The organism is Paenibacillus sp. GYB006 (assembly GCF_036577645.1).
Lineage (GTDB): Bacteria > Bacillota > Bacilli > Paenibacillales > Paenibacillaceae > Paenibacillus.
This window is the reverse complement of record NZ_JARBDA010000005.1, coordinates 83728-103260: the sequence shown is the minus strand read 5'-3', so window position 1 is coordinate 103260 and position 19533 is coordinate 83728. Positions and strand designations below refer to the sequence as shown.

At 41.6% G+C, this 19533-nt stretch carries 20 protein-coding genes; 17 read left to right on the top strand and 3 right to left on the bottom strand.

Features of this window, described 5'->3' with window-relative positions; all coding sequences use genetic code 11:
• The first annotated feature begins 241 nt into the window (after window positions 1–241).
• From PV403_RS13900 to thiI, 6 genes are all read left to right on the top strand, one after another.
• A complete protein-coding gene (locus tag PV403_RS13900) occupies window positions 242–745 on the top strand; it encodes a YpuI family protein (RefSeq protein WP_213530077.1) in 504 nt (167 codons plus the stop codon).
• A gap of 135 nt (window positions 746–880) precedes the next feature.
• A complete protein-coding gene (locus PV403_RS13895) occupies window positions 881–1099 on the top strand; it encodes a DUF1540 domain-containing protein (RefSeq protein WP_201450717.1) in 219 nt (72 codons plus the stop codon).
• A gap of 75 nt (window positions 1100–1174) precedes the next feature.
• Window positions 1175–1570 (top strand): hypothetical protein, encoded by a 396-nt coding sequence (locus tag PV403_RS13890; RefSeq protein WP_213530075.1) that lies wholly within the window; start codon window positions 1175–1177, stop codon window positions 1568–1570.
• A 140-nt stretch (window positions 1571–1710) separates the two neighbouring features.
• Window positions 1711–2412, top strand: a complete 702-nt coding sequence (locus PV403_RS13885) for a lytic transglycosylase domain-containing protein (RefSeq protein ID WP_332085051.1) — start codon at window positions 1711–1713, stop codon at window positions 2410–2412.
• A gap of 128 nt (window positions 2413–2540) precedes the next feature.
• Window positions 2541–3692: a cysteine desulfurase family protein gene (locus PV403_RS13880; protein ID WP_213530072.1), complete on the top strand. Its 1152-nt coding sequence runs from the start codon at window positions 2541–2543 to the stop codon at window positions 3690–3692.
• A 3-nt stretch (window positions 3693–3695) separates the two neighbouring features.
• The gene (gene thiI, locus PV403_RS13875; RefSeq protein ID WP_213530070.1) at window positions 3696–4913 is read left to right on the top strand and encodes a tRNA uracil 4-sulfurtransferase ThiI; all 1218 of its coding nucleotides are present in this window, start codon (window positions 3696–3698) and stop codon (window positions 4911–4913) included.
• A gap of 74 nt (window positions 4914–4987) precedes the next feature.
• Here thiI and PV403_RS13870 read toward each other — a convergent pair whose 3' ends face one another.
• Complete coding sequence (locus PV403_RS13870) at window positions 4988–5674, bottom strand: TerC family protein (protein ID WP_213530068.1); 687 nt, start codon at window positions 5672–5674, stop codon at window positions 4988–4990.
• Between the two features lie 133 nt (window positions 5675–5807).
• Here PV403_RS13870 and PV403_RS13865 point away from each other — a divergent pair, with 133 nt between their 5' ends.
• The 7 genes from PV403_RS13865 to PV403_RS13835 all read left to right on the top strand — a co-directional run bounded on the left by PV403_RS13865 (window position 5808) and on the right by PV403_RS13835 (window position 13854).
• The gene (locus PV403_RS13865; RefSeq protein WP_213530066.1) at window positions 5808–6467 is read left to right on the top strand and encodes a TerC family protein; all 660 of its coding nucleotides are present in this window, start codon (window positions 5808–5810) and stop codon (window positions 6465–6467) included.
• A gap of 264 nt (window positions 6468–6731) precedes the next feature.
• The gene (locus PV403_RS13860; protein ID WP_213530064.1) at window positions 6732–7232 is read left to right on the top strand and encodes a hypothetical protein; all 501 of its coding nucleotides are present in this window, start codon (window positions 6732–6734) and stop codon (window positions 7230–7232) included.
• A 144-nt stretch (window positions 7233–7376) separates the two neighbouring features.
• Window positions 7377–9218, top strand: coding sequence for a translational GTPase TypA (gene typA, locus PV403_RS13855; protein WP_213530062.1), 1842 nt, complete (start codon window positions 7377–7379; stop codon window positions 9216–9218).
• Window positions 9219–9277: 59 nt separating this feature from the next.
• Window positions 9278–9580 (top strand): YlaH-like family protein, encoded by a 303-nt coding sequence (locus PV403_RS13850; RefSeq protein WP_213530060.1) that lies wholly within the window; start codon window positions 9278–9280, stop codon window positions 9578–9580.
• 182 nt (window positions 9581–9762) lie between these two features.
• A complete protein-coding gene (locus tag PV403_RS13845; RefSeq protein ID WP_213530058.1) occupies window positions 9763–10827 on the top strand; it encodes an LCP family protein in 1065 nt (354 codons plus the stop codon).
• A gap of 228 nt (window positions 10828–11055) precedes the next feature.
• Window positions 11056–12387 carry a PhoH family protein gene (locus PV403_RS13840; protein WP_213530056.1) on the top strand — a complete coding sequence of 444 codons (1332 nt, stop codon included), beginning with the start codon at window positions 11056–11058 and terminating at the stop codon, window positions 12385–12387.
• Window positions 12388–12585: 198 nt separating this feature from the next.
• Entirely contained in the window at window positions 12586–13854 is a 1269-nt protein-coding gene (locus PV403_RS13835; protein ID WP_213530054.1) for an extracellular solute-binding protein, read from the top strand.
• Between the two features lie 24 nt (window positions 13855–13878).
• Here PV403_RS13835 and PV403_RS13830 read toward each other — a convergent pair whose 3' ends face one another.
• A complete protein-coding gene (locus tag PV403_RS13830) occupies window positions 13879–14967 on the bottom strand; it encodes a hypothetical protein (RefSeq protein ID WP_213530052.1) in 1089 nt (362 codons plus the stop codon).
• Between the two features lie 110 nt (window positions 14968–15077).
• Window positions 15078–15314, bottom strand: a complete 237-nt coding sequence (locus PV403_RS13825) for a DUF2626 family protein (RefSeq protein WP_213530050.1) — start codon at window positions 15312–15314, stop codon at window positions 15078–15080.
• 277 nt (window positions 15315–15591) lie between these two features.
• On the opposite strand from PV403_RS13825, the gene PV403_RS13820 reads away from it, so the two are divergent.
• The 4 genes from PV403_RS13820 (at window position 15592) to PV403_RS13805 (ending at window position 19519) form a co-directional block, all read left to right on the top strand.
• Entirely contained in the window at window positions 15592–16239 is a 648-nt protein-coding gene (locus PV403_RS13820) for an RsfA family transcriptional regulator (protein ID WP_213530048.1), read from the top strand.
• Between the two features lie 126 nt (window positions 16240–16365).
• Complete coding sequence (locus PV403_RS13815) at window positions 16366–17313, top strand: ketopantoate reductase family protein (protein WP_332085151.1); 948 nt, start codon at window positions 16366–16368, stop codon at window positions 17311–17313.
• A gap of 3 nt (window positions 17314–17316) precedes the next feature.
• Window positions 17317–17703 (top strand): DUF3397 domain-containing protein, encoded by a 387-nt coding sequence (locus tag PV403_RS13810; protein ID WP_374705771.1) that lies wholly within the window; start codon window positions 17317–17319, stop codon window positions 17701–17703.
• A 148-nt stretch (window positions 17704–17851) separates the two neighbouring features.
• Entirely contained in the window at window positions 17852–19519 is a 1668-nt protein-coding gene (locus tag PV403_RS13805) for a peptide ABC transporter substrate-binding protein (RefSeq protein WP_332085049.1), read from the top strand.
• Window positions 19520–19533: the final 14 nt, after the last annotated feature.

Below are 19533 nucleotides of genomic sequence, written 5' to 3'. Positions count from 1 at the left end.
AATTCCTCCTGCTATTTTAAGTGGGATCAGGTCTCTTTAGCGTGAGGAGGAAAAGCCTATTTTATACGGATATGACTCGGAAATTCAAAAACTTCATCCATAAGTTTTATTTAAGTACCGCTTGTTATTATTTTATGATAGGATAGTAGCTGAGAATTACTGGTAACAGTCTGATTCAAAATGCAGATCATTGTACAAGAGGTCTATTAAGGACTTATTTCTTTAAGGGGGAACTACCTTTATGTCAGCCAATGTGCAGAAGTTATGTGAATCCGCACGAGAGAAATTGAAACCTGCAATAGAAAAGTTAGAAACGTTTCTGAATGAACATTCACTTGCTCAACTGTCTGCTGATCAAGATGAGGAAACCGTACTATTTTACCAAGGATTTCTTTCTGACTTACGCCATTTGCTAGTGTTTTCTGAGGTTTCTTATGAGAAACTGGGGACTGTGTTACGTCGTGCGAATTTTGACGTTGATTTCGCTGAGAAAGCTCTTTACCACTTGTACCATCAAAGTGTGAACAGCTTTTTTTATCCGAGAAATGAGTGCTATTCGGAAGATGGACGTTATGCTTATACAGGACAAGATGCAATTCGTTTCCGTGTAAAACCCGTTCGCTCAGCACGTGACATTATTATGGAAATAACCAAAACTTACGAAGAGCTTAGAGATGATCTTAACTACTACGAAAGTGATTATCTGACACAGCGAAGAATGCAAAATCAGCGCAATCACGCCTAAGCGTTTACGTTATAATCTTATAAATACAATTGAGGCCGCCATGTGCGGCTTTTTTTATTTTTCACAATAAAGAAGGGAAAGAGGGCTGTGCATAACCACTTTAGAAAGGGGAACGATAGTAAAGAGGTGATAACAATGAGTGATAAACCAATTGTAAGATGCAGTGTATCTAACTGTTCCTATTGGGGTGAAGAAAACTTTTGCAAAGCAGATTTAATTATGATCAATATTGATGCTTATGCAACGAAGCACTTGAAAGAAGAATATGCAGGTGAAACCTTTGATTCCGAGCATAAAGATGTAGCTTCTACTTCTTCTGCGACTTGTTGCCATACTTTTAAACCAAAACATTAATCATTGGATGATGTACATTACACCTTGCAACTACCTTACCTTGTAAAGCTTTATTGCTTCGGAGGTGCCTGCATCATGACAGATTCAAAAAAATACGATGTAAAGCCGGTTAGAGAACGAATTGATTATCCACGCAAGGAGCACCAGCATGGGCTCAGGCAGCGAGAAGAATATGCAGCTGAGTTAACTTCTCCACTTCCCGGCACAAAAGGTTATGAGGAACCGGTGGAAAGTAAAGAAGAGGGGACCAAGACAGAGAGTCTCGCCTCCTATCGGATCGGTTACCTTGGACTCGCCATATCTTTTATCTCTTTATTCGTATGGTCTTTTGTGCTTGGTACGATCGGAATTGTCCTTGGTTATTATGCTTTTAAAGAAGGAAGACGAACGGTTGGAGGATGGGCGGTAGGCATCGGGATTGCCGCGCTCTTAAGTTACTCCTTTCTTGTCATGTTCACTTACTATCAGTAAAAATGTATTGGCAGGCATCTCTGAATTTAGAGTTGCCTGTTTTTGTGATTTTATATCGTACAGTAAAAACAGGTCTTGGCACTTCAAGTTCATAGCGTTACAATAGAGCATGGACAAAACAAATGGGAGGCCATTTATACATGCATATTGATCCGGTGAGGAATACCCTTTGGTATGACTTATCTTCACCTTCTCAGTCGTCGAATTCAGTTTCAAATGACAGCAATCCTGCTGCATCTTTTGAACAAGTATTGGGACAAGTAGGGCAGAATCCAGAGCAGCCCAGTTCAAGAACGATTTCAAATCGTGAGGATGGACTTTTATGGATGCATCTTGGAAACGGAACAGTAACAGAGGAGCTGGGTAATGTAAGTGCTGCCCCTGGGACTTCTTCGAATTCTATATCCGCAGCCCATGAAGCGATTTCCACAGATTACGATGCATTAATTAAACAGGCAAGTCTAAAATACGGCGTATCTGAGTCTTTGATCAAAGCTGTTATTGATACGGAATCTTCCTTTAATCCAAATGTAGTATCGAGTGCTGGGGCAAAAGGCCTTATGCAGCTTATGGATGGTACAGCAGCAGGTTTAGGGGTTACGAATGCATTCGACCCGGCCCAAAGTATAGATGCGGGCACACGATATTTATCATATCAGCTTCAGCGTTTTAACGGTGAGGAGAAGCTGGCTCTTGCTGCGTATAATGCAGGCCCAGGCAGAGTCGGACGTCTAGGCGTTGATACCGATGAGGAACTGATGACGGTAATGAGCCGTTTACCGCTTGAAACGCAGCGCTATATTACTAAAATAGAACAGGCCCAGGCGAAATACACTGTCTGATTATTTTATAACTGTATAGATCTGCGAAAAAGATCACATGAGAAGGTCATGGGAATGAACCTTTCTTTCATTGGTCTTTTTGCTTTTTTAATACAAAGAAAGGTCATGTGCCTAAGGAGGTGAAACCATTGCTTTATTTTGATTATGCAGCATCAACTCCGCCATATCCTGATGTGATCACGACGGTCAGTGAAGTGATGAACCGACATTTTGCGAATGCTTCCTCTATTCATGGATATGGAGAAAATGCTGAAAAATTGCTCAACAAATCACGTGAAGTCTGTGCGAAAGCACTGGGTGTCAAAGCATCTGAAATTATTTTCACCTCGGGAGCTACCGAAAGTAATAATATGGCGATTAAAGGGGTTGCCCTGCGCTATCATTCTCGTGGTAAACATATGATAACAACGAAAACTGAACATGCATCGGTATATGAAAGTTTTCGGTTTTTGGAGCGAATGGGGTATGATATCACTTATCTGCCAGTGGATTCCAAAGGCCGGGTGAATGTGGAAGATGTTCTTCAAGCAGTGCGAAAAGATACCATCTTGGTAAGCCTAATGCATGTAAATAACGAAACGGGTGCAATTCATCCTGTTGCAGAGATTGGACGCAAACTTAAGAAACAACATCCAAAGGTTATTTTCCATGTAGATGGTGTTCAGGCTTTTGGCAAAATAAAGGTAGATCTTGTCCACTCGGGGATTGACTTATATAGTATATCTGCTCATAAAATACGCGGACCGAAAGGTGCGGGACTTCTCTATGTTAGATCAGGTCTCGAACTTGCTCCGCTATTGTCAGGGGGTTCCCAGGAAGGGGGAGTTCGGGCCGGGACAGAGAACATTCCGCTGATCGCTGGTATGACGAAAGCCATTCGTTTAGCAGAAGAAAATAGATCTGATCTTTACGCCCGCCTCATACCGCTTAGAGATCGCTTAATGGAGGAAATTCATCGTTATCCCGAATGGGAACTGAACAGCTCTCCTGAAGGTGCGCCGCATATTGTGCATTTCTCTTATCCTGGTATGAAAGCAGAGGTAATATTGCATACACTTGAGCAGCTGGGTGTGGTTGTTTCCACACAGTCGGCTTGTTCCTCCAAGTATACAGAACCGAGCAGAGTACTTCTGGCGATGGGAAAATCGGAAAAAGCTGCGCGTTCGGGTATACGAATTAGCTTGGGGGATGTTCATACCGAAGAACATATCGATCAATTAATACACGCACTACGGGAAATGAAGAAAAGACTGGTTAATTTTGAAGGGTGGAACCGCTAAGACATGAAATACGATATGCTACTTCTTCGTTTTGGAGAATTTACGTTAAAAGGTAAAAACCGCAGACGTTTTGAAAAATCAATAAAAAGTCATGTGAAATCGAAGCTTACTGCATACCCCGGAGCTACCATCGTAGAAGAATATGGACGGATGTATGTGGGGCTTGGCGGACATGACTATTTGGCTGTAATCGAGGATTTACGAAAAATTTTCGGACTTGTTTCGATCAGTCCTGTCAAGGTAACGGCCTCAGAACTGGATGAAATTGTAGATACTTCGCTTGCATTCATGAAGGAGATGCGCCCTGCCCCGGGTACAACATTTAAAGTGAATGCCAGACGTGTATGGAAAGGGTTTGAGCACTCCTCTCATGAAATGAATCATCTGGTAGGATCACCTTTGCTGCGTACGTTCCAAGAACTTAAAGTTGATGTACGAAAACCGGATATCGAACTAAAAATCGAAATCAGGGAGACAGGAACGTACCTCTTTTTCGAATCTTTTTCCGCTGTAGGAGGTTTTCCAAGAGGGACGAATGGCAAGGCAATGATGTTGTTATCAGGAGGAATTGATTCGCCTGTAGCAGCCTGGTCTTCCATGAAAAGAGGATTGGAACTCGAACTGGTTCACTTTTTCAGTTTTCCTTTTACCAGCCAGAAAGCCAAGGACAAAGTTATTGACCTTGCTAGAGTGCTGGCTGGATATTCGGGCGAGATCAAGCTGCATCTGGTTCCTTTTACGGAGGTGCAAACTTCGTTTACCCAATTGGGACAGGACAATCTGATCATTACTTTAATGCGTCGTTCTATGCTCCGCATTGCAACCATGTTGGCGGAACGTGAAGGAGCCCTTGCTATTGTTAGCGGGGATAGTCTCGGTCAGGTTGCGAGTCAGACGCTTGGCAGTATGAATGTCATCGGAAGAGCAACGGCTCTGCCTCTTCTGCGGCCGCTTGTTATGATGGACAAGATGGAAATTGTAAAAATAGCAGAGGAAATTGGGACCTATGAATTATCCATTTTGCCTTATGAGGACTGCTGTACTTTATTTGTTCCTAAATCTCCAGCAACCAATCCGAACCTTCGGATTGTAGAGAAGTTGGAAGCATCTATTGAAAATTTGTCTGAACTATTAGAACAAGCCGTAGCTAATACGGAAACGATCACGCTTGGAGACGGCAAGGATCTCGAATCCAGCGCGATCGAAGAGGATTGGTTATAAATATAGGATCATACGAAAAGAGCTGCCTCTATCATCCGCTGGATGTATAAAGACAGCTCTTTTTGCAATGAATTTTACGAATAAGAATGCTGCTGACCGTGCTTCGCACTTTTTTGTTTGCGATAGCCTGCAAAGAGTACGCCTGCAATGACAAACGCAATGAATAGAATACGTATTACAGGATGTGCGGTAAAGAAGGGTTCAAGCACTTTCTCCTCTGTAATCATGTTGGAAGCGGTATAACCAAGGACCGCAGCACCCAGGAAAATAATCCACGGAAAGCGGTTGATGAGCTTAATAAACAGCGTACTTCCCCAGACAATAATCGGCACACTAATTAACAATCCTAAAATAACGAGAAGTAAATGTTGTTCTGCCGCACCTGCCACAGCGATTACATTATCGATACCCATAGCTGCGTCGGCAATAACAATCGTTTTTACTGCTGTCCATAAGGAAACTCCTGCTTTTACTTCGGTATGCTCGTCCTCTTGATCCGCAAGCAACTTATAGGCGATCCAGATTAGAAGCACGCCTCCTACAAGTAACAGCCAAGGAATCTGCAACAGCCATAGTACGACAACCGTAGCTGCAATCCGAATTAAGACAGCACCGCCGGTACCATATATAATCGCTTTTTTTTGAGTTTCCTGAGGCAAATTTCGGGCAGCGAGTCCGATGACGATTGCATTATCGCCGGCCAGTATAAGGTCGATAAATACAACCTGCAGCAAGCTGACTATAAACTCGCTGAAATTCATGTAGGTCACTCCTTTTATTAAAACGCTCTGTTTGGTATAAATCGGAATTCATTATATTCCTCTGCCCGAACATCGTCAAGCATAGGCTTGGCAACGTGAACATACATCTAATGTATGGGGGTGTTCGTAACGTATGAACGAGCTATGGTTGCTGGCACAAATACTTATGATCAATCTTGTGCTTAGCGGAGATAATGCAGTGGTTATTGCACTAGCAAGTCGTAATCTGCCGGAACCTAGAAGAAGACAAGCTGTTTGGTGGGGCGCATTCGGTGCCGTCTTATTAAGATGTATCCTGACCTTTGTTGCGGTGCTTATACTCGAAATTCCGTACATTCAGGCAGCGGGTGGACTGATGCTTCTTTATATCGCATTCAAGCTGCTGCTCGAAGATACAGGAGAGGTGAATGTCCGTGAGTCCTCCACACTGTGGAGTGCCATTCAAACGATTCTTGTTGCAGATTTTGTGATGAGTCTGGACAATGTTTTAGCGATCGCGGCCATCGCAGACGGAGACCTTGCTCTGATCGTTATCGGAATTGCGATAAGCATACCTATCGTCGTATGGGGGAGCGGAATTATCGTAACTTTATTGCAAAAATATCCGATTCTCGTATTTGCAGGGTCTGCAATCTTAGCGTATACGGCAGGAGAAATGCTGCTTCGCGATCCGAAACTAGGCATCTGGCTACAGCAATATCTGTTTGGATATCAGGGGTTAATTCCTGCCATTGCTGCTGTATGTATTATGGTTAGCGGTGTTTTTCGAAAATTGATACACTACCGTGTTTAGTATTCTTTATGAGGATATTTAATAGGAAAGATACCGGCAGAAATTGCCGGTTTTTTGTTTGATTTGGTTATGCTAAGAGTATAGAGGCACCTGCTTTCATCTAAGAAGAATGGAATTAGCTGACAGAGTAGTTTTTTGTAAAAACATAGGATAAACTATACATAGATCGGGTGCTCAGTCCTTTGTGTTTTTGGAAACAGGATAATCATTAAGGCAATAAGAAACAACAAATATATTATTTTTGATGGATGAGGTGAAGGGATCGTGAGAGGAAGAAACGAACGTGCTATCGGCATATTCATCGCGGTAGCCGGTCTTGTTATTTTGCTAGGTAAACTTGGTGTATTTGGTTATATTGGACGAAACTTTTGGCCGCTTGTTCTATTGATACCTGGTATTTTACTGCATCTGTATTACTTTTTAAGAAAAACAAGTACGGTGATCCTCATTCCAGCTGGAGTATTTACAGTCTATGGAATTTTATTTCTGGTCTGCAATCTGACCGGATGGTATCTGCTTGCCTATCTTTGGCCGGTTTTTATTTTTGGTATCGCCCTGGGGCTTTTCGAGTACGCCTTATTTGAGTACCCAAGACCGGCAACCATTTATTCCACTTCGATTATAGGGCTTGCTGTTTCGATCGTTCTTTTATTTATAACGCTTCTTACGACCGGATTCATCTATCTATTTGCGGCCATTTTAATCTTCGCAGGCATTTGGCTCATTTTTGGCAGACCGAAACCAAATCGCAGATTTCGAAGATAATAGACTTGATTTTTGACGAATTTAGTCTATAATATAAGGGATATAAGTGGATTAAGCGCGCTCGGATGATCCAGCGCTTCTTTTTTGAGCATTCCGTTTTATTTACAAATAGACTTGATTTTGGAAAGGATATGGATACAAACCATGCATGTAAGAAAAAACATTCGCAATATTGCGATTATTGCCCACGTTGACCACGGGAAAACGACGTTAGTTGACAAATTGCTTCAACAATCAGGAACATACCGTGATCACGAGGCTGTACAAGAACGCGTAATGGACTCTAATGATATAGAACGTGAACGCGGAATTACTATCCTAGCTAAAAATACGGCAATCAACTATAAAGATTTCCTCATTAACATTGTGGATACTCCAGGACACGCTGACTTTGGCGGCGAAGTAGAACGGATCATGAAAATGGTTGACGGTGTACTTCTCGTTGTCGATGCTTACGAGGGATGTATGCCACAGACGAAGTTTGTACTTCGTAAAGCACTTGAGCATAACCTTACTCCGATCGTAGTTGTTAATAAGATTGACCGTCCGGCTGCACGTCCAGCTGAAGTAATTGATGAAGTACTTGATCTGTTTATCGAACTAGGTGCAAATGACGAACAGCTTGACTTCCCAGTTGTATATGCTTCCGCTTTGAACGGTACATCTAGTCTTGACCCTGAGAAACAAGACGACAACATGATGAGCCTGTACGAAACAATCGTAGACCACATCCCGCATCCAACCGAAAGTGTGGAAGAACCCCTTCAATTCCTCGTTACTTTGATGGACTACAATGAATACCTTGGTCGTATCGCTATCGGACGTGTAAACCGTGGTGTAATTAAACAAGGACAACCTGTTACGGTAATGCTTCGTGATGGTGGTATGAAATCTGCTCGTATTGAGAAATTGTTTGGTTTCCAAGGGTTGAAACGCATAGAAGTAGCCGAAGCGGGCGCAGGCGACATCGTTGCTATTGCCGGAATCAAAGATATCAACATCGGCGAAACCATTGCTGATCCGAATAACCCTGAAGCTTTGCCGGTTCTAAAAATCGATGAGCCTACACTTCAAATGACATTCCTTGTAAATACAAGTCCTTTTGCTGGCCGTGAAGGTAAATGGGTTACTTCCCGCAGACTTCGTGATCGTCTCTTCAAAGAGCTCGAAACAGACGTGAGTCTTCGTGTAGAAGAAACAGACAGCCCGGATGCGTATATTGTTTCAGGTCGTGGTGAACTTCACCTTAGTATCTTGATTGAGAACATGCGCCGTGAAGGATATGAACTTGCTGTATCCAAACCAGAAGTTATCGTTAAAGAAGTCGATGGTAAGAAAATGGAGCCGATTGAGCGTCTTCTGATTGATATTCCGGAAGACAGCATGGGAGCTGTTATGGAAAGCCTTGGATCACGTAAAGCGGAAATGGTGAACATGGTGAACTCCGGAAACGGTCAAGTTCGTCTTGAATTCCTGATTCCAGCACGTGGACTCATTGGTTACCGTACAAACTTCCTGACCCTTACTCGCGGTTATGGTGTAATGAATAATGCATTTGACAGCTATGGTCCACTCGTGGGCGGACAAGTCGGCGGTCGTCACCAAGGCGTACTCGTATCCAGTGAGAGCGGAGTATCTACTTTCTACGGTATGATTGGGGTAGAGGATCGCGGAACGTTATTCCTTGAGCCAGGAACTGAAGTTTATGAGGGTATGATCGTTGGTGAGCACAACCGTGACAACGACATCGTCGTGAACATTTGTAAGGAAAAACAATTGACTAACGTTCGTTCTGCATCTAAAGACGATACAGTTAAAATGAAGACTCCAGTTATTTTCTCTCTTGAGCAAGCTCTTGAATACTTGAATGATGATGAATATTGCGAGATTACTCCTAAATCGGTGCGTCTTCGCAAGAAAATTCTTAATAAGAGTGAGCGCGAACGTGCTGAGAAACATCGTAAGATGGCGCAAGCTAACTCTTAATCGTCTTCAGTTAAGATAAGGAAAAGAGAGCATGAACCTAAGGAAGGAGTTGACTCGCCATGCAAGCATGGTTAGCGTCACACCCGATCATAAGTTATGTGGTGATTTTTGTACTGATCACGTATGTCTACAATAAGGTATTTCGTCCACAGCAAAAATTGTCATTACCGAAAGAGATATTACTGTACATCTTTATGGCCATAGGTGCTTTCATGCTGCTTATTTTCCAAATTGATAAACTGCCAATTATACAATGTTTACTTGTTGCTGTGGGACTGATGCTGCTAGTCCGAATTCGTTATTTCGTCGAAGGACGTCAGAAGAAAAAGACACAAGCATCTGGACAGACAGGTAAGATGTAAGCCGAAAGAGTTATAGGGTGCATACCCAATACGATTTCATAAATGTAATGGAGAAGACCGCTCTTTGAGCGGTCTTCTCCTTATTTAAGGGTATTTATTTCTATAGATTTGATATAAACCGATAAAAAGCGGTAATATAAGTAGAAGTCAGAATGATAGAAACAGGTAAAGGTGTTGAGAGAATGAGTATAGGTTCTAATGGACTTCCTCCTCGAAATCAGGGAGATAAGAAGCCTCCTTCTAATGGGAAACAAGACCAACATCAGAAGAAGAAAAGGAAAAGCCCTTTTCGTAAATTAATGAAATTGATTATGATCTTTGTAATTCTCGGTGTAGTGGCAGGCGGCGGCTATTTATATATGATTTATAACAATGTAATCAATACGGGAACGGATTCACCCGTTGCTGCGGAGGATTCAGCTAAGGTAAAACCGCTGACGATGTTGATTCTGGGTACAGACTATCGCGAAAAAACGAATACTCATCTTACCGATGTCGTTATGGTGGCTTCGATGAATCCAGCTACAGACTCGGCTACCCTTGTATCTTTACCGAGGGATACACTGATTCAGCTTGATGGTTATTCACAGCGCAAGCTTAATGCCTACTATCCTAGGTTTAAGGCTGCAGAAAAAGAGTCAGGAATAACCGCCGAAGAAGAAATGCGCGTGATGCTGAGCAAATACTTAGACCTAGATATTGATTATGTGACGGTTCTGAACTTTCAGGCTTTCTCAGACGCAGTAGATGCACTTGGCGGTGTTGACGTAAATGCATCGCAGAATATGTGCTACAAAGATAATGCCGATGGCACAGACATTAATATCAAAAAAGGCCCGCAGCATCTGAGTGGAGATCAAGCACTCGATTATGTACGTTATCGTAAATCGAATTGTGATCCGAAGACGCCAGCTTCAGATGACTTCTCTCGTAATCAGCGTCAAAACGAAGTGCTGCAATCGATGATGGATCAGATGAAATCACTTGGTGGTATAGTGAAAATTGGAAAAGTGGTGGGAGCAGTAAGTGATAACATCACGACTACCGTAGAAAGTGATCAAGTGAAAAATTTCATCTCTGCTTACTGGGACATGTCAAAGGATAACGTGAATTTTGTACCGGTGACAGGAACCTGGAACAGCCCTTATGTATATATTAATCAAAATGAATTAACGAAAGCCAAAGAAGCACTCGCACAGGAACTTGCAGGTGAACACGTCTTTGTTAACTCTACTTCTAGTGAATAGTAGGAACGAGGCTTCAGAACCCCAGTGAACCCAATTCACTGGGGTTTTTTTGGCTCCATTTAATGCTTTTCATAAATAAATTGGTTTATCTCAGGATATTTTCAGGAAAATGAACAATTATTTGCTCCTTAACGAATACATTGAAATATGGGATGCAAGATTGTCCTTACCGCTGCTACAAAGCTTGCCTAACTGTGCTTAAAAGACGCCGCCTTGGAGGGGATACCAATGAAAAAAATTTTTGTATTGGATACGAATGTGCTGCTTCATGACCCGGGCGCCATTTATGCTTTTGATGAGCATGAGGTCGTCATTCCAGCAGTTGTCTTAGAGGAAATTGACTCGAAGAAGCGAAATGCGGACGAGATTGGACGCAATGCAAGATATGTATCGCGTTTATTAGACGGCTTAAGGGAGCAGGGTCACCTGCACAGCGGGGTACCATTGCCAGAAGGCGGCAGATTAAAGGTGGAACTAAATCATCGCAGTTTTGTTCGAGTGCAGGAGATGTTCGGGGAAGTGACGAATGATAATCGTATTTTGGCTGTCGCGCTAAACTATCACCTCGAAGAGCAAGAAAAGGAGGAAGCGGATCAGGTTGTTCTCGTAAGTAAAGATGTGCTTGTCCGAATCAAAGCGGATGTGCTTGGTTTATATACGCAAGACTATTTATCCGATCGTACGGCGGATCCTAGTGATTTATATCCTGGTTATTCTACAATTAAAGTTCATCCTTCCGTCATTGATGAGTTTTATACGTATCGATTTCTTCCTATTAAGCCTTTACAGCTGCCTTATGCTCTATATCCGCATGAGTTTGTTATTCTTAAGGATGAGATGGGTACAGGGAAATCAGCCTTACTAAAAGTAAATCAAGAAGGAACGAAGATGGAGCCGCTGTATTTAAGTAATGATCCTGTATGGGGCATCGTAGCGAGAAATGCACAGCAACGGATGGCTCTCGAACTTTTATTAAATGATGAAATTCCGTTGGTTACAATTACAGGAAAAGCTGGAACAGGCAAAACGTTGCTTGCTTTAGCAGCAGGACTGCTTAGAGTGGAAGATGATCATAAATATAAAAAACTTCTGATTGCAAGACCGGTCGTACCGATGGGAAAAGATATAGGTTATCTACCTGGAGAGAAGGATGAGAAGCTACGTCCTTGGATGCAGCCTATTTATGATAATCTCGAATTTTTATTTGATACGAAAAAATCAGGTGATATTGATAAGATTTTGATGGGGCTTGGCAGTATCCAAGTTGAGGCCTTAACTTATATTCGAGGAAGGTCGATACCAGGACAGTTTATTATTATCGATGAAGCTCAGAATTTGTCCAGACATGAAGTAAAAACCATTGTTTCCCGAGTAGGGGAAGGAAGTAAGATCATTCTCATGGGGGATCCGGAACAGATCGACCATCCTTATCTGGATTCATCAAGTAATGGACTCACTTATATTGTGGAACGTTTCCGTCAGGAAGGGATTAGCGGACATATTATGCTTGAAAAAGGAGAACGATCAAAGCTCGCGCAACTCGCAGCTGATTTATTATAAGAGAACATGGCCTATTTATTTCCCGGGAAAAGGGTCTATTATTTAAAATCGGAGAACCGGCATAAAGAACCGGTTCTTTTTGTATGAAAAAAAGAAGAATGAGGAACAAAAACTCAAAGGAAGTAGGACAGCAGACCCAATTATTTGTTACAATAGTTGGTAAATGGAAGCTTTGTTTTTGCGGAAGGAGCAAGAGCCTTGAAACGGAGAAATCATTGGATTCTGTTTGTTGTATTGTTATTGTCCCTAACCATACTTTCACCGAGTCTTGATCTCGTTCAAGATCAAACAAAAGAAGAGAGAGACGACGTGACAGATATATTCTCAGTTCCTGCTCCGGAGACTACGCATAAAAATAATCCTTTATCTGTTCTGGTATCGATGGACGATGAAGAATACGAAATATTTCAGAGTTTTGCTATGAATACAGCGAAAGAGATCGGCATGGAAATTACGATAACAAATATAGAAACAGCTGATTTTTATTCAGCGTTTAAGGAAACGTTCATGATGGGGGAAAGTCCGGATACTTTACTTATTGATAACCGGTATATAAAATGGTACGCCAAAAAAGGATATGCTCGTCCGATGACGGGCGGAGATGGAAATATAGCTGCTGGTGATTCTTTTGATTCTGTGCTTCGAGCAGGAGAGTGGAACGGGTACCTGTGGTCTATTCCCATGGATTTAGATCCCTATGTGTATGCTGAGTATCGGAACGAAGAAACGAGTAAAGAGCCGCTGCAATCGACTAGTACACGGGATGAGTGGGTATCTCGTTTTACGGGGTGGGGAGAAAGGCTGAATAAGCCTTTTTATTTCAATGGAGAAGATCCTGTGGCCTATGCTTCTTGGCTTACTTTCCTGGGGATTTATTCAGATGTCTCACACGTGTTTGAGTTAAATGACGAACAAGAAGAGGATGCATTACAGCAGATTCAAGCTATACAGCCTCTATTTTCTTATATTAAGACAGAGCGGTACAATCTCAAGTCCGTCAGTGCAGACTTTCAAGCAGGGATCATTACTCTATCAGAGCTCATTCCTGTTCATAGAGAAGAACTTTCTTCCTACATTAATAATGATGTGAAGTCTCAGTCCCTTGCTGTAAAAGGACGTAGTTTTATTATCTCTCCTAAATCAACGCAAAAAGAAGCGACAGTAGAGTTTCTTACGAAACTTACATCGCCAAAGTCAGCAAAAAATTGGTTTGCTCTCTCAGGTAAGCTTCCAGTATATTCCACTCTGTATACAGATCCCGATCTGTTTGATATAACCAATGCGATCCCGCTGCAAGCTTTAGAAGAAAGTATGGAAGAATCATTACTTCAGGATGAAAATCATGTGTTATCTGATCCTGAAAAGTCTTGGACAGCAGCGGAAACGATTGAACAATTTATACATGGGCAGCTCTCTTTAGAAGAATATGATGTACAACTGGGTCTACTAATGACAGATTCAAGATAGGAATTTCTTGAGTTGTGAATAGCCCTATTTGAGTGAAAGTTCCATCGTGACTTCTAGTGTTTGTTCTCTGGTTGATACACCGGTCGCCTTAATGAAGGACATTAATTTCTGAGGGTAAAATCCAAGGTCGAATTCTTGCTCAAGCATCGTACGTGTCGTATCAGGGAGTTCAAACTGGTTAAAGATGAGCTTATCAACGTGAAAAAGAATACCGTTCTCTGGTTCATCAATTACAGAGTAATGACCATAAACCGCGAGTTCAAGGTCGTCACGTTTTCCAGAAGCAATAATGTAATCGTCGCTAAACTCAAACGAAAAATCCTGGAAAATTTCATTCTCTGATCTTAAAAAATCATTTAGCTGCGCTTCGGTAATTGAAATGGTATAAGTGCCGCGATTCATAGAGAGAATGCCAGGTTCTTTTTGCACGTAGGATGGGAGATTCTCCATCGCCACAGCCAGCGCATTAAAATATTGATGAACTTCATGAACTCCAACGTTATTCCAATAGGAAGTCAGTTCTACAATCAACTTCTCCATGAGGTCTCTTTGATCACTCGAAGAGAGTCCTTTTTCCACTTCTTCTTCAAGGGCCATTACTCGTTCTCTTTGATTGATCAGGTTTTGTTTTATCTGCTCAAGTTCAGTTGCACTTTGATCCAGTTCCGCAGAGACAGTCGTTAATTCATTGTATTTTTTATGATAGGCACGCAGGGTTTCCTGATCACCCAATATAATCATCTCATAATAACCAGCTACAATCTGGAGTGAACGAAAAGAATCTGAATTCAAAAGAATCTGGAGGAGCTGATTACGCTCACCCATATAATAGGATCTAACGATCGAACCTGCTCGCTCTTCGTGACTGACCATTTCCTCTTTGTGTTGTTTGAGTTCTGTTTCAAGTAGTCGCTGCTTTTGCTGAAGTTCTTCTTGCTTATCTAGGATGCGTCTAATTTCATGATCAATCTCGACGATCGAGAGACTGTTCTGGAGTATATTTAGGTTATCTTCTTCTATAGAAAGTTCTGCGTGGACATAAGAGCCAAAGTTCGCCATAAGAAGAAAGCAAATAGTAAGCCATACGATCTTAGCGTGTAACCGGTGTCGCAATTGATTCTCCTCCTAACGCAAGCTTGTACCTTGTTAAAACATAATATGAAAAAGAGAATAAATAAAGAACGGTTTGGCAGTAACAGCCAAACCGTTCTTTATTATGTTCTTTATAGAGGATTGCCCATTACAAATACAGTCCAATAACTGAAGCCGGAAAAACTAACAATCATGTAAGCCCAGAATAAAAGGATGTACGTTCTCTCGGTGAATTTCAAATAGCCAAGTACAACAAAGAAGACGGTTTGAAAGAAGAAAAGAAAGGCCATTTCTAGCATATTTGCGGCAAAAGCCATAAGTCCAATCGTTAGAGTGAAAAAACCAAGCACACGAAACATGCGCGCCACGATAGCAACCCCCTTTCTGATAATTCGATCAAATGTATACTAAGTAACATTATAGCCTTTAAGGAAAAAGCTGTAAATAAAAATCGGGTTTGAAAGCGAAATCTTTTCGGGTATGACAATGCTCAAAATTGGGAATACATTTTAATATGAAATAGATTCTATGAACTCTATGAAGGGCATAAGAATGATTAAAGCTGCTTTTATAACCGGCTTACACTCTGGCTTACTATGCCGGAGTGAGGTTGTGATAATGGATGCAAGTTAGGAGGTTTATAGCATGACTGCTGTGAGACAAGATGCTTGGAGTGCAGAAGATGATTTGATTCTGGCTGATGTGACGCTTCGTCATATTCGTGAAGGAAGTACTCAGCTGGCTGCTTTTGAAGAAGTAGGGGATAAGATTGGAAGGACTTCTGCTGCTTGTGGTTTTCGCTGGAATAGTTTTGTACGCAAAAAATATGATGAAGCCATCGGAATCGCAAAGGCTCAGCGTCAAAAAAGAAGTTATTCAAAAAGACAATCTGCAGTACAGCCGCAGGTTGCAGCCCTTTCTGTAACAGATACGGAAGAAATGGTATATCGCTCAGAAGCGTTTTCAGAAGAAACGTTATCTATTGATGCCGTAATCCGGTTCCTGAGACAATGGAAAGGGATGGTTCACGAAAATGCTAGACATTTAAAACTCTTGGAGAAAGAGCTTCGTGAAAAAGAAGAAGAATTAAACGATTTGAAGTTTGAGAATGAACGATTGTTCAAACAAGTGAACGAGGTACAGACTGACTATCGTGTAGTGAACGATGATTACAAGGCGCTGATCCAGATTATGGACCGGGCAAGAAGACTAGCATTTCTGTCAGAAGAAGAGGAAGAAGTGAAATCTAGGTTCAAAATGGATGCGAACGGCAATCTCGAACGTATTGATTAATACACAGATTAAGCCAGTATCTAAGACCCGTATTATCGCTATTATGCGGTAGACGGGTTTTTGTCATCTTATCCTTCTGTTATCATAATAGATAAATCAATTGTAATGGGAGTGGAATCTGTTTTGATGATTGATGTAATTGGTGCTGGGGCACTGGGGCTACTATATGGAGGCCAGCTTGCGGCATCTGGTGAATCGGTCCGTTTATGGGTGCGAACAGAGGAGCAAGCGGGTGAACTCGTGCAGAATGGGATACACATTACGGACCCCAAGGGGCATGTATCAAAAGTGCAAGTCTCAAATCTACAGATCTATGTGATAAACCGATTTGAAGAGATATGGCAGGGGCAGCCGGGAAATCTATTGATGATCATGACAAAGCAAGGAGCAATTGATGATGTGATTAAGGTGCTGACAAGCGTCGATGTGGATATACCCATTTATTGTTTTCAAAATGGAACAGGGCATACTCGCAAAATCGCTTCGGCCTTGCCTAAAGCCTATGTATTTGCTGCGGTAACTACAGAAGGGGCGAAAAGAACAAGCAAGTATGAAGTGATTCGAGCAGGTTACGGAGAAACTCTCCTAGAGTCTTGCGAAGAAGAGTATACGCAAGCAGTAAATGTGGTGATGTATTTTACAGAAGCGTTGCTCAAAGCAGGATTTACTACAAAATCGTCGAATGAAATCGATAAGCTGGTTTACCGAAAACTGATGATCAATGCGATTATTAATCCGCTTACTTCAATTTGGAGAATTACAAATGGTGAGTTATTACATAGTTCCTATCGATTGCAGACGATGAAACAATTGTATGTAGAAGCAACTCGTGTGTATGATGCGCTGTCTATTCCTTATGATACGGACTTATGGGAACAAGTGATTCAAGTGTGCCGTTCAACTGCAAGTAATCGGTCTTCGATGTGTACAGATGTCATGAATGGTAAAGCAACAGAGATTGATGCAATTAACGGCAGTATTATCGATATGGCAAAGGAGGCAGGGGTGACTGCTCCTGGACATGAGCTTGTATATAAAATAGTTCAAGGGATGTTAATAGAGGAGGAAGTGTAAAATTTGGATACAATCGAATCTTTCCTGAGCGTGCTAAGCATGCTCCCTTTTTTTCCGTTTCTCATTGTGTATTTCCTCGTTCTTTATTATAAGAAGCAAAAGAAAGTTGCCCTTCTTACCGCAATGGATGTAACGACGATCTTTCTTATTGCTGCGGTTGCTGCTCTATTTAATAATACATTTGACTCAGGGTTTGGATTCTATTTGATTTTAATCTTGTTACTTATTGCTCTCGGTCTGATCGGAAGTGCCCAAACTAGATTAAAAGGAAAGATTGATTATAAGCGTATGTTCAGGGTCGTTTGGCGCATGGCATTTGTCTTGATGGGGTTTAGTTACTTAGTACTTATGGCCTTTGGATTATTCAGTTACATAATAGCTTTGATGTAAGAAAATATGACATAGATTGTGTGCGTTTTGTGTCGAAAGAGTCGAATTTTGAAAAAATATGTAGAAGAAGAAAAAGTTATATGGCTTTTTTTGACCACTGGTTGTATAATCTATAAACATATACCACATTTTTAGGGGGAAATGCTAGATGAAGAGGAAAAGTTTGCTAGTCCTTTTGACGCTTGTTCTTGCATTTGGTACCGTACTTGCAGCGTGCGGTTCAGATAATAGCAATGATAGCAGTCAAGGTGATGGTTCTTCCACACCAACAGAACAGGTTTTGAAAATTAACTTGAGCGCTGAACCACCAACTTTTGACCCTGCTCTTGCGCAAGACAGCCAGACGAACACCGTTTTGAAAACGATGTATGAAGGCCTTGTTCGTATGGATTCTGAAGGCAACGAAATTGCAGGTGTAGCTGAAAGTTGGAAAATTTCCGAAGATGGACTGATCTATGAGTTCAAACTTCGTGAAGATGCTAAATGGAGCAATGGCGACGCAGTAACAGCAAATGATTTTGTGTTTGCTTGGAAACGCGTACTTGATCCTGCAACCTCTCCAGCGCCTCCGTATTCCTATCAACTTTACTACATTAGCGGTGCAGAGGAATACAATACTGGCGAATTAACAGATTTCTCCAAAGTCGGCGTTGAAGCTGTGGACGAGCATACTTTGAGAGTTACTCTTAAAAATCCGACTCCTTATTTCTTGGGTCTGACTTCATTCTATACTTACTATCCGGTTCACCAATCGATAGAAGGTAATGATAAATGGGCAACTAACAAAGATTCGATGATCACTAACGGTGCATTCACGCTCACCCAGTGGACAACGGGACAAAAAATTGAGGTAACGAAGAACGAACAATATTGGGATAAAGATAATATCAAACTTTCAAAAATCGATATGTCTTTGACACCTAGCGGTGCAACTGAGCTTTCCTCTTATAGAAGCGGAGAACTTGATTATGCTGGAGCTCCTAACGGCGAAATCCCTACTGATCAAATTCCAGGCGTAAGTAAAGAATTGCCAGAGGAATTCCATTCTACTGGTATTGCAAGCACTTACTATTATATGTTTAATACAACGGCTGAGCCGTTCCAAAACGCGAAAATCCGTAAAGCATTTACAATGGCGCTTACTCGTCAATCCATTGTTGATAATGTAACCCTTGGCGGTCAAATTCCTGCGTACGGTTTTGTACCACCAGGTATTAAAGGTGAATCAGCACAATTCCGTGAGGAAGTAAAAGATGCAGAGTACTTCCAAGAGAATGCAGATGAAGCGAAGAAATTGCTAGAAGAAGGTATGAAAGAAGAAGGATACACGACTCTTCCTAAGATTACTTTAATCTATAACTCGAGTGAAGCTCACCAAAAATTGGCGGTAGCTGCTGCGAATATGTGGAAAACCGTTCTTGGTGTGGAAGTAGCTACACAGAACCAAGAGTGGGGCGTATTCCTAGAAACTCGTAACAATCTTAACTATCAAATTGCACGTGCAGGTTGGTCTGCTGACTATAATGATCCAATGACATTTATGGATATCTGGACTACAGGTAACGGTAATAATGATTCTGGTTATGCGAATCCTGAATATGATGCTTTGATTGAGAAAGCGGCAGAGGAAAAAGATCTAGCTAAACGTAATGAGTACTTCGCACAAGCTGAGAAAATCTTGATTCAAGATGATATGGTTATTGCACCGGTGTACTATTATACGAATGTGTCACTCACTAAACCTAATCTTAAAGGTGTGAGCCTTGACTTTAGCGGAGCGATTGATTTCACCAGAGCTTATCTTGAGAACAAGTAATCATCTAACAGTAT